Genomic DNA, 11,225 nt, shown 5'->3' with positions numbered 1-11,225 from the left:
GGGCCGCCCGGGCGGCGGCAGCGCGCGGTCGTCAGCCGAGCAGCCCCGCGACCGCGTCGGCGGTGTCCGGGTGGCGGGAGACCAGCTCGCCCGCCTCCCCCGCCGACGGCGCGCCGGCCGTCTCCTGCCAGCCGCCCTCGCAGCCGAGCAGCGCCGCCACCGCGTCCGTCACGTCCGGGTGGCCCGCCAGCAGGTCCGACACCGGCCCCGAGGGAGCCGCCGCCACGACGGCCACCGGCTTGGCCAGCCATGGCGGCGTCCACTGGTCCAGCGCGGCCAGGCTCCCGGGGAACGTCCGCCCCGCCTCCCGCACCAGCACGGGCACCATCTCGCCCGCCTGCTCCCGCAGCGTGGTGATCAGTCCGGGCAGCCACGGCAGCAGCACCGAGTCGGGCAGCCGCCCGAACGCCTTGGACATCAGCTCGACCACGAAGGACGCCAGCGCCGGCGCCGGCTCCATGGCCTGCGCGAACCCGGTCATGTACTGCGGGAACGCGGGCACGACCAGCGGGTTGTCCAGCAGCTCGTCACACCGCGAACGCAGCTCGGCCAGCGACAGCGTGCCCAGCATGTACGTGGCCGCCCACAGCAGCGCGACCTTGGCCGGCGACTCCGGGTGCGACTGCCGTACGGCGATCTCCAGCTGGGCCCGCTCGCAGCCGAGCGACAGCGCCAGGCTCTCCATCGAGAACAGGAACCCGAGCATGGCCGACACCTGCCGCACCCCGGTGGCCTCGTCCACGAAGGCGGTCGGCAGCAGCGTGCAGTAGTGGGCGAACCCTTCGGTGACGAAGGCCTCGCACCACGCGGGCAGCGCCGGCTCCGACGCCCGGTAGTGCGCCAGCAGCCGCCTGATCCTGCGCAGCACCTCGGGCGCGTCGTCCACGGACCGCTCGGCGGCCAGCAGCTCCACGGCCCTGGCCCCGAGCTCGTCGGTGAAGCGCCGGCTCTTCAGGTACAGGATCGCGTTCTCGACGGCCTCCAGCGCGTCCGCCGCCGTCGCCTTCTCGTCCCAGACCTTGCGCCGCAGCCGCTGCTCCAGCACCTGCTCGACGGTGACGCCCTCGTACCCCAGCTCGATGATGGAGCGCTGGTAGGTGCCGATGCGCAGGTCCCAGCTCTCCTGGAGGGAGCGCTCGCCCAGCCGCCGCGCGCCCATGATGGGACGGACCGCGTCGTCGGGCAGCAGGTGCCGCAGGATCCACAGCAGGTCGGAGCAGGGGACCAGGTCGGGATCGGCCTTGAGGTCCATGAGCGCCCGCTGGACCGTGCGCTTGTTCAGGTCGAGGCCCAGCGGCTCCAGCCGGTCGAACACGTCACGGGCCAGCGGCGGCATGGCGTGGTAGCCGACCTGGCCGATCCGGTCGCCGCCGAGCAGGATCTCGCACAGGCGGCGGATGTCGCGCCGCCCCGGCACCGTGTCCTTCTCGATGCAGGTGACCGCCGCGTCCTGGAAGTCGTACGGCGTGGGCCGCCCGCGGTTGCGCATCCCGGCCAGCAGGATCGACGTCTCGAACACCGCGATGGCGTCGGCGGTGCTCGACATGTAGCCGTTGCGGCGGGCCAGCCGGACGATGTCCACCGACCAGCCGAGCAGCTCGGCCTCGTCCAGGCCGTCCAGCACCGGCGGCTTGGACAGGAACCCGGACAGCTTGTCGGTGACGGGCTCGTTGCTGACCGCCACCGGCTTGCTCTTGCGGCCTTTCTTCTGGTTCGCCAGCTGGTACGGGGTGACGCCGCTGCGGGTCACCGCCTTGTTCCAGGTGGCGGCCGCGATCGAGACCGAGCCGGAGGCCAGGCCGAACTGGGCCTCGATGGCCGAGTGGCTCGACGGGATGAGCCCGTACAGCCAGCGCGTGGCCGTGCGGGGGGTGATCTCGAAGGGCGCGTCCGAGTCGAGCCCGAACTGCTCGACCCGGCTGGCGGCGTGGAAGGCGCCGCAGACGTACAGGCAGTCCGCGGGGTTCGCGCCGGTCTCGGCGAGGTGCTCGCGCATGCGCGTCCACATGTACCGCTCGCGGTCCTCGTCGCGGTCCCGTCGCGGGTCGCCGCTGGGCCGCAGGCGCCGGAACAGGCTGCCGATCAGCACCATGACCTGCCGGTACGACTCGTAGTCCGCGCCGGTCAGCGGCTGCTCCACGTACTGGTCCCACCACTCCGACCAGTGGCGCACCTTGCCGTGGTGCAGCAGGTGCTCCTCCAGCTCGGCGAAGCCGGGCCGCAGGTCGCCGATCTCGATGCCGACGGCGTCGCCGTGCAGCGCCGAGTCGTCGTCCTCGGCCGGCTTGCGCCCTTCCTCCCGCTCGCGCGGCAGCCACTGGAAGACGTGGTCCACCGAGCGGTCCACCAGCACCAGCTCGACGCCGGGCGTCTGCAGCGCGTACGCGATCGCCTGGTACTCGGCCGACGACTCGGTGATCGGCGCCACCACGGAGAGCGGCTCCCACTGCGGCGGGAAGCCGTCCACGTCGGTGGCGAACGCCTGCAGCGCCACCGGCAGCTTGCACTGGGCCAGCTCGTCCAGCAGCGGCCGCATGTCCTCGCACAGCTCCAGGTAGATGACCTTGGGCTGCTTCTCGCGCAGCCGCCGGGCCATCGCCAGCGCGGAGGCGGGCGAGTGGTGGCAGACCGGGAAGATCTCCAGCTTCTCGTTCAGCGCCCGGTCCACGTCGTCGACCAGGCCCGACAGGATCCCGGCCAGGGTGTCCGGCTCCCCCGCGAACGCCGCGGCGGCCTCCAGCAGCTGCTCGCGCAGCGCCCCGAACGGGCTCATGAGAGGGTGTTGATGGCCTTGCGGCCACCCTCGAGGAAGTCCGTCCAGTCGCCGCCGGCCTTCTTGCTGCGCGGCTCGACGACGCCGTGCCAGTACTTGTTGAGGATGGCCAGGTCCTCGGGGCTGCGGCGGGCCAGCGAGCCGACCAGCGAGCTGCCGAGCGTCGAGGGCCGCAGCGTGCTGTCGCCGAAGAACTGGCTGTGCAGGATGGCGTCCTCCAGCACGCCGATCTGCTCGGCCGTGGACAGCGCCGACTCCAGCTTCTCGTCGTCGCTCTTGGCCGAGGCCGCCGCGGCGCGCAGGTCGGCGAAGCTCTGCAGCAGGATGTCCAGCAGCGTGGGCGGCAGGTCCAGCTCGATGCGGTGGCGGTGCAGCAGCTCCGTGGTGCGGAAGCGGACGATCTCCGCCTCGCTGGTCTTGCTGGTCACCACCGGGATGCGGACGAAGTTGAAGCGCCGCTTGAGTGCCGAGGACAGGTCGTTGACGCCCCGGTCGCGGCTGTTGGCGGTGGCGATGATCGAGAAGCCGGGCTGGGCGAAGACGATGTTGTCGTCGTCCAGCTCGGGAATGGAGACGTACTTCTCGGACAGGATGGAGATCAGCGCGTCCTGGACGTCGCTGGTGGAGCGGGTCAGCTCCTCGAACCGGCCGATCACGCCGTTCTCCATCGCGGTCATGATCGGTGAGGGGATCATCGAGTCGCGTGACTGCCCCTTGGCGATGACCATGGAGACGTTCCACGAGTACTTGATGTGGTCCTCGGTGGTCCCGGCGGTGCCCTGGACGACCAGCGTGGAGTTGCGGCTGATCGCCGCCGAGAGCAGCTCGGCCAGCCAGCTCTTGCCGGTGCCGGGGTCGCCGATGAGCAGCAGGCCGCGGTCGGAGGCGAGCGTCACGATGCTCCGCTCGACAAAGCTGCGGTCACCGAACCACTTCTGCGGGATCTCCCGGTCCAGCCCGTCGGAGCGCTCGGAACCGAGCACGAACAGGCGGACCATGCGGGGGCTGAGCCGCCACGAGAACGGCTTGGGGCCGTCGTCGATCGACTCCAGCCAGTCGAGCTCCTCCGCGTACTTGATCTCGGCGGGGGCGCGCAGCATCTCGTCGGACATTCGAGGGTCTCCTAGGTGAGGAAGTTCTTGAGCTCGAACACGAGCTTGCGGATGTGACCGGAGATGACGGGGGTGCCGAGGTCCTTGAGCTTCTCCCGGAACCACGAGTCCACGCTGGCGTACCCCGAGCTGTTGACGGAGCCGACCGGGATGAACTTGACCCCCGAGCGGTGCAGCGACGTGAAGTCGTCGATCAGCGACCGGTTGTCGTAGAAGTCGGAGATCCACACCATCACGGTGTTGCGCGGATCGGCGACCTTGGGCCGGGCCAGGGCCATCGCGGCAGTGCCGTCGGTGCCGCCGCCGAGCGTCGTGCGCAGCAGCACCTCGAACGGGTCGCTCACCCACGGCGTCAGGTCGATCGCGCGGGTGTCGTAGGCGATCAGGTGCACGTCCACCTTGGGCAGCCCGGTGAAGATCGAGGCCAGGATCGTGCAGTTGACCATCGCGTCGACCATGGAGCCCGACTGGTCCACCACCACGATCATCTTGGCCGGGGTGGTGCGTTTGGCGGTGTGCCGGTAGAAGAGCCGGTCGACGTAGAGGCGCTCGTCGTCCGGGCTCCAGTTCGTGAGGTTCTTCCAGATCGTCCGTTCGAGGTCGAGGTTGCGGAAGACGCGCTTCGGCGGCACCGACTTGTCGATCTTGCCGGTGCTGGTCTTCTCGACCTGGGTACGCAGGACCTGGGCGACCTCGTCCACGTATCTGCGGATCAGCGCCTTGGCGTTGGCCAGCGCGACGCCGGACAGGTTGTCCTTGTCACGCAGGAGCTGCTCGATGAGCGACATGCTGGGCCGCAGGTGGGCGGCCAGCGAGGAGTTGGACAGGACCTCGCGCAGGCGCATGCGGCGGACGAGGTCGCCCTCCAGCTCGCCCAGCACCCTGTTCAGCTCCGCCTCGTCGATGCTCCGGCCGCCGCCGCCGGTGCCCAGGCCACGCCCGCCACCAGCAGCCGCGCCTTCGCCTTGGTCCTTGCCTTGGCCCTCGCCGTTCTGGCCCTGGCCGCCGGAGCCGCGTCCGCAGAGCGCCTTCTTGAACCAGCCGGCGTCCTGCTGCCAGGCCGCGAGCTGGGTGGCCGACACGTCGCCGGCTCCGGTGGCGAAGACGTTGAGCAGCAGCTTGGAGACCAGGGCGGCCCGGCGCACCTGCTGGGCGGGGTCCTCGCCGTCCGGGTCCGCGTCGTCCAGGTCGAGCAGGCTCTCGAACTCGGCGCCGAGATCGGGGAAGCGCTGGACCAGGTTGTCCACCGAGATGGACGGGTCGAGCAGGGCGGGCGGCAGGCCGAGGTCGTCCACGATGGCGACGCCGGCCGACTCCAGCGAGGGCTGCTCGTCGGTGTTGAACACCCGGGACAGCAGGCGCCAGTAGAGGACCTGACGCCTGTGCTCGTCATTGGAGTCAGTGGTCATTTGCGCAGCAACCGTCCCGCGCGCTCGCGCAGCACGGCCACGGCGTCGCCGTTCCTGGCCTCGGCCTTGGCGACCTTGGGGTCGGTGGCGCCCTCCGCCCAGTCGCCGTTGTGCGCGGTGACCGGCTTCTTCTTGACCGTCCCCTGGACCGCGAGCGGCTGGAGCAGCCATCGTCCGCCGTCCCAGCGCACCAGCCCGATACAGGACTCGGAGCCGCGTACCAGCTCGGGGGTGAGCGGGCCGCAGGTCGGCAGCCGTTCCACGTCCACGGTGAGCCGCGCGCCGTCGAGGTCGAACACGACCTCCTCGCCCTTGGGCACGGTGTAGCCCTCCACCAGCACCGGCTCGGCGATGCGCACCGGGTGGCGGTCCAGCGGCGGCACCGCCGGGGCGAGCGCGCCGCCGAGCTGGATCCTGGCCGTGGCGAACGGGTCGGCCAGGTCCCCCAGCGCCGCCCGGTCGTCGTGCCAGACCAGGTCGCCGCTGTTGAGCAGCGGCATGTCCTTGATGTCCAGGCTGAGGTGGTTCGCGAGCGCCTTGAGCAGCACCGGGGATCCGGTCAGCAGCCGCCACACGGCCGTGCCGACGATCGTGTCCACCTTCATGGCCGCGACGCTCGTACGGACGAGGCGGCACGGCCCGCCGTCCGCGGGCTCGAAGATCGCGTGGACCTGCGCCTGGACGGCCGTGGCGTGCTCGTGCACGTCCACGCCGAGCGGCAGCAGCCGCCCCGACACGGGCTCGCCCGCCGCCGGGGGCAGACCGCCGGCCTGCGTCAGCAGCAGGGCTCGCGCCCACAGGTCGGCCCAGCGCCTGGCCGGCACCTTCTCCATGGCCGCGACCGGGCTCGACGCCCGCAGCTCCGTCGCCAGGCCGTCGAGCAGCACCGCCAGCCGGCGCAGCCGCGGCTCGGCGAGCAGCGCCTCCATCGTCTGGTCCACGGCGGCGGCGAGGTCGTGGTCCACGCCCCGCCAGCCGGTGATCGCCAGCTCGCTCAGCCAGGAACGGCACCCGCTGAGCAGGTTGTCGCTCTCCGCCGTGACCGGCGGCTCCTCCCACGACGCCCGCGTACGGCCGATCGCGGCGTCGAGGCTGCCCAGCAGCGCGTCGTGCACCGCCCCGAGCAGCGCGGTGCGCCCCCCGGCCAGCGCCGTGACGTGCTCCTCGGCGACGGAGCCCGCGGCGACCTTGCCCGCCGCCTCCCCCAGCCGGCCGCCGACCGGCGTGGCCGCCATCGCGCCCGCCAGGGCGGTCAGCGCGGCGGCGCGCTCCTCGCCGAGCCGGGCGAAGCCGTTGACCAGGGCGTCGTCGAAGCCCGTCACCAGATCGAGCGCCTCGTTCACGCCCTTGAGCGGCTCACCGGTCAGCTCGGCGACCTGCACGCTCAACATCAGCTCACCCCCGATGGGAACCAGTGCAGCTCGGGGAGCGGCCCGCTCGCGGCGGGCAGCTCCAGGTAGGCCAGGTGGCGCAGGAACCGGCTGAACACCGCGGCCCCCTGGCTGCGCTCGACGCCGCCCTGGATGCTGTAAATGAGGCTGCCGTTCTCGGGCACCTCCGCCTTCAGGTAACCGGCGACCCGCTCCAGCCCGTACTGCAGCACCGCCTCGTCGACCAGCGAGCGCAGGTGCTTGCACGGGTCCCCGTACAGACCGCCGCACGGCCGGTTGTTGTTGGTGCTGCAGTTGTACGTGAGCGTCCCGGCGGCGATCGACGAGACGTACACGCGCTCGATGTCCGAGCCGCTCGACACGACTCCTTGCAGCCGCCCGTCTGCCATCTCGACGAAGGGGACCTTCGCCAGCTTGCGCGGCCGGACGGGGGAGACCACCCGTGCGACGCTGCGTTCCTCCCACGCGGTTCTGTCCGCGTTCACGCCCTTCGACCTCCAGCCCAGCGGCTCGCCGATGCCTGCCCATGCGGCGGCATCTGTGCGAACGGCCGATCAGTGATCGCAAAACTTACCGGAGGCGTCCGACAAATCAGGGTGTGTTCGGGGATCTGCGGGTGCCCGCTCAGTGACCGGCGCCGAACACCGTCACCGCCTTCGTCTGGGTGAAGCCGAGCAGTTCCTCCAGGCACTCCTCGCGGCCCACGCCGGACGCCTTGACGCCGCCGTACGGCACTCCCGGGAAATGCTGGGACGAGCCGTTCACCCAGACGAACCCCGCCTCGAACCCCGCCGCGAACCGGTGCGCCCGCACCAGGTCCCGGGTCCACACGGCGGCGGTCAGGCCGTACTCGACCGCGTTGGCCAGGCGCAGCGCCTCGTCGTCGTCCTCGAACGTCAGCACGCTGAGCACCGGCCCGAAGACCTCCTCGTTGGCCACGCGCATGTCCTGCCGCACGCCGGTCAACAGCGTGGGCTCGACGAAGTTGCCGCGGTCGAGGTGCGCGGGCCGCCCGCCGCCCGTGGCCACCGTCGCGCCCTCGCCCTTGGCGGCGGCGACGTGGCCGAGCACCCTGGCGGCGTGCTCGGCGGTGACCAGCGGGCCCACGTCCGTGGCGGGGTCCAGCGGGTTGCCGACCTTGAGCGCGCCCATGAGGACGCGTACGCGCTCGGTCACCTCGGCGGCGATGTCGGCGTGCAGCAGCAGCCGCGAGGTGGAGCCGCAGGACTGGCCGGTGCTGGCGGTCAGGTTCATGCCCTTGACGGCGCTCGCGGCGGCGGCGGCGAGGTCGGCGTCGGGGAAGACGACCATGGCGTTCTTGCCGCCGAGCTCCAGCGTGACGTGCTTGACCGCGACCCGCGCGGCGGCCTGCTGGATGACCCGGCCGGTGGGCTCGCCGCCGATGAAGGCGATGCGGCGGATGCCCGGATGCGTCGCGATGGCGGCCCCCGGCTCGGGGCCGGCGCCGGTCACGATGTTCAGCACGCCGGGCGGCAGGAGGTCGGCGAACAGCTCGCCCAGGCGCAGCGCCGACAGCGGCGTCTGGTGGGCGGGCTTGACGATGACGGTGTTCCCGGCCATCAGCGGGGCGGCGATCTTCCCGGCCGCGAACATGACCGGGTGGTTGAACGGCAGGATCCTGCCGACCACCCCGTACGGCTCGCGCAGCGTGTAGTGCAGGTTCCCGGCGCTGGCCGGGATGACCTCACCCTTCAGGTCCAGGGCGTGGTCGGCGAACAGCTCCAGCGAGTCCGCCGCCCGCTCGACGTCCAGCAGCATCTCCCTGTACGGGCTGCCTAGGTCGCGCGCGTCCAGCTCGGCCAGCTCCTCGCGGTGGTCGCGCAGCCGCCGGGCGAGGGCGCGCATGACACCGGCGCGCTCGCGGGGCGGCGTCGCCCGCCAGCCCGGATAGGCCCGCTTCGCCGCCTGGTAGGCCAGCTCGACGTCCTGGCCGCCGCCGTCGGGGACCGCGGCGAGCGGCTCCTCGGTGCTGGGATCGACGACCTCGTAGACGCGGCCGCTCGCGGCGGGCACCAGCTCGCCGCCGATCAGCATGAGCCAGGGGGACTCGGTCAGCATCTTGGCTGTCCCTTTCATCGTGCCCACGGGGGAGCTCATCGTGCCCGCAGGGGAGTGACGCCCGGGGGCAGGCCCTCGTGCCGGTCCTGGACGACGTCGACGATCGCCGGCCTGCCCGAGGCGAGGGCGCGTTCGAGTGCGGGGATCAGGTCTTCTCCGCTGGTCACCCGCTCACCGTGGGCGCCGTGCAGGCGGGCGAACGCGGCGAGGTCCGGGTTGTCATAGAAGACCCCAAAATATCGGGACTCGTGGGCGTTGCGTTGGCGGTCTCTCGTGTTGCCGTACGCGAAGTTGTTGGCGACCACGGTGACGACCGGGATGTTCTCGCGTACGGCGGTCTCCAGGTCCTGGGCCACCATCCAGAAGCTGCCGTCGCCGCTCAGGCAGATCACCCGCTCCTCGGGACGGGCGAGCTGGATGCCGAGCGCCGCCGGGAACCCCCAGCCCATCGCGCCACCCGCCGACGCGTAGTGGCCGGCCGGGCGGGTGAAGTCGACGTAACGCTGGATCCAGACGCCGGTGCTGGGCGCGTCCACGACGAGGACGGCGGCGTGCTTGTCCAGCGTGCCGGCCAGCGCGGTGGTGAGGTCGGCGCTGGACACCCCCTCCGTGGCGGTCTGCGAGGGGAAGCGGCGTTCCTCCGCGTACGACTCGCGCAACCCGGCCAGCCACCCGGAGCCGCCCGCCTTGTGCTCGTCCAGGTGGGTGAGCACGTCGGCCACCGCCAGCTCCGCGTCGGCGTGCAGCCCGACCTCGGGCGGATAGACCTTGCCCAGCTCGCCCGGGTCGATGTCGACGTGCACGAGCCGGGTCCCCGGGGACAGCAGCGTCCAGCGCTTGGTGCTGAACTCCGAGAACCGGCAGCCCAGCGCGAGCACCGTGTCGGCCTCGCCGATCGCGCGGTCGGTGACCGGGAAGGAGCCCGCGCCCAGGACGCCGAGGAAGTTGGGGTGGTCGTTGCGGAAGCGGTCGCGACGCGCCCAGGTGGTGACCACGGCCGCGTCCAGGCGCTCGACCAGCTCGGTGATCGCGGCGCCCGGTCGCGCGCCACCGTCTGCGCACACGCCCGTACGCACGCCGCCGCCCACGATCACGGCGGGGCGTCCGGCGGCGGCGAGGACCTGGGCGGCGGCCTCGGCGTCCCGCGCCGACGGCCGGGGCAGCCCGGGGCGGAAGCGGCGCTGCGGCTCGGCCTCCACCTCGGCCTTGAGCACGTCCAGCGGGAGCGACACGACCACCGGCCCCGGACGCCCGGTCACCGCCTGCCGGACCGCGCGCTGGAGCAGCTCGGGGATGCGCTCGGCGTGGCCGATCTCCACGCACCACTTGGTGATCGGCCGGAACAGCGACACCACGTCCAGCTCCTCGAACGCCGCCCGCCCCATGATGTCCCCGGGCACCTGCCCGACCAGGGCGAGCAGCGGCACGGACTCGTCGTGGGCGTTGCCGATCGCGGTGGCCAGGTTCGTCGCGCCGGGGCCGCGCGAGGCCACGCAGACGCCCAGCTCGCCCGAGGCCCTGGAGAAGCCGTCGGCCAGCGAGGCGGCGACCTGCTCGTGGCGTACGGACAGGTAGCGGATGCGGTCCTGGCGGGCCAGCGCGTCCAGCAGGTCCATGATCGTCGTGCCCGGGATGCCGTACACCTGGGAGACGCCCTCGGCGGCCAGCACCTCCACGACCAGCTCGGCCCCGGTCATCCGGCCGCTCATACGACCACGAAGATCAGCCAGGTGGCGAGCGGAGCGACCAGTGCCATCGAGAACCCCCACTTGAACAGACCCTTGTACAACTGCTCCCGCTCATTCTCGGGAGCGCTCGCCACCGTGAGCGCGCCGATCGAGGACAGCGGCGTGGCGTCCACCGCCGTGGCCGAGACCGCGAGCGCCACGATCATGCCGGTGACCCCGATGTCGCCGCTCAGCAGGAACGGCACCGCCAGCGGGATCATCGCGCCGAGCACCCCGATGCTGGAGGCGAACGCCGAGGTGACACCGGCGATCAGGCACAGCAGGAGCGCGGCGAGCAGGGGCGTGCTGATGCCCGCGACGCTCTCGCCGATCATCTTGACCGTGCCCATGCGCTGCAGCAACGCGACGTAGGTGACGATGCCGCAGATCAGCAGGACGGTGCTCCAGCTCACCTTGGCCAGCGCGCCCTTGCTGGTGGAGGGGAAGAACAGGTGCAGCAGGACGGCGGCGGTGATGGCCAGCATGCCGATCTCCAGGTCGAACCCGAGCGCGCCGACTCCGACGGCCACGATGGCGATCAGGGTGGCGGCCAGCGGGATCGGCGCGACGGCGCGCGGCCCTTCGGCGGACGGCTTCTCCGGCGCGCGCGCCCCTTCAGGGGACGGCCCGTCGGCGGGCAACCCGTCGGCGGGGGGCTCGTCGACGGGCAGCGCGGCCCCGCCACCCCCGCCACCCCCGGCGGGCGCGGCCACGGCGAGCGCGGTCTCCCGCCC

At 72.2% G+C, this 11,225-nt stretch carries 8 protein-coding genes; all 8 read right to left on the bottom strand.

Annotated features, from left to right (window positions below; all coding sequences use genetic code 11):
* Window positions 1-31 precede the first annotated feature (31 nt).
* Window positions 32-2,773, bottom strand: a complete 2,742-nt coding sequence (locus tag KME77_RS20465; protein ID WP_219470173.1) for a DUF5682 family protein — start codon at window positions 2,771-2,773, stop codon at window positions 32-34.
* On the bottom strand, window positions 2,770-3,885 hold the full coding sequence (locus tag KME77_RS20460) for an ATP-binding protein (protein WP_219470171.1): 1,116 nt from the start codon (window positions 3,883-3,885) through the stop codon (window positions 2,770-2,772). The genes KME77_RS20465 and KME77_RS20460 overlap by 4 nt, the downstream gene beginning before the upstream one ends.
* An 11-nt stretch (window positions 3,886-3,896) precedes the next feature.
* Window positions 3,897-5,294 (bottom strand): VWA domain-containing protein, encoded by a 1,398-nt coding sequence (locus tag KME77_RS20455; RefSeq protein WP_219470169.1) that lies wholly within the window; start codon window positions 5,292-5,294, stop codon window positions 3,897-3,899.
* The gene (locus KME77_RS20450) at window positions 5,291-6,685 is read right to left on the bottom strand and encodes a hypothetical protein (RefSeq protein ID WP_219470167.1); all 1,395 of its coding nucleotides are present in this window, start codon (window positions 6,683-6,685) and stop codon (window positions 5,291-5,293) included. Before KME77_RS20450 ends, KME77_RS20455 begins: the two co-directional genes overlap by 4 nt.
* Entirely contained in the window at window positions 6,685-7,170 is a 486-nt protein-coding gene (locus KME77_RS20445; RefSeq protein ID WP_308250790.1) for a hypothetical protein, read from the bottom strand. The genes KME77_RS20450 and KME77_RS20445 overlap by 1 nt, the downstream gene beginning before the upstream one ends.
* Before the next feature lie 139 nt (window positions 7,171-7,309).
* A complete protein-coding gene (locus KME77_RS20440; RefSeq protein ID WP_219470165.1) occupies window positions 7,310-8,782 on the bottom strand; it encodes an aldehyde dehydrogenase family protein in 1,473 nt (490 codons plus the stop codon).
* Window positions 8,783-8,799: 17 nt separating this feature from the next.
* Window positions 8,800-10,461 (bottom strand): thiamine pyrophosphate-binding protein, encoded by a 1,662-nt coding sequence (locus KME77_RS20435; protein WP_219470162.1) that lies wholly within the window; start codon window positions 10,459-10,461, stop codon window positions 8,800-8,802.
* 8 nt (window positions 10,462-10,469) lie between these two features.
* Window positions 10,470-11,225 (bottom strand): SLC13 family permease (locus tag KME77_RS20430; protein WP_372451202.1); only part of this gene is annotated, 756 nt, incomplete at its 5' end.

The organism is Nonomuraea rhizosphaerae (assembly GCF_019396405.1).
Classification (GTDB): Bacteria; Actinomycetota; Actinomycetes; order Streptosporangiales; family Streptosporangiaceae; genus Nonomuraea; species Nonomuraea rhizosphaerae.
The sequence above is the reverse complement of the archived record's forward strand: the minus strand, read 5'-3'. Positions and strand labels throughout refer to the sequence as shown.

Bases quoted from the DNA above. Each gene is read 5' to 3' on its own strand.
- KME77_RS20450 (WP_219470167.1), bottom strand. From the start codon at position 6,685: ATGTTGAGCGTGCAGGTCGCCGAGCTGACCGGTGAGCCGCTCAAGGGC.
- KME77_RS20440 (WP_219470165.1), bottom strand. From the start codon at position 8,782: ATGAAAGGGACAGCCAAGATGCTGACCGAGTCCCCCTGGCTCATGCTG.
- KME77_RS20455 (WP_219470169.1), bottom strand. From the start codon at position 5,294: ATGACCACTGACTCCAATGACGAGCACAGGCGTCAGGTCCTCTACTGG.
- KME77_RS20465 (WP_219470173.1), bottom strand. From the start codon at position 2,773: ATGAGCCCGTTCGGGGCGCTGCGCGAGCAGCTGCTGGAGGCCGCCGCG.
- KME77_RS20435 (WP_219470162.1), bottom strand. From the start codon at position 10,461: ATGACCGGGGCCGAGCTGGTCGTGGAGGTGCTGGCCGCCGAGGGCGTC.
- KME77_RS20460 (WP_219470171.1), bottom strand. From the start codon at position 3,885: ATGTCCGACGAGATGCTGCGCGCCCCCGCCGAGATCAAGTACGCGGAG.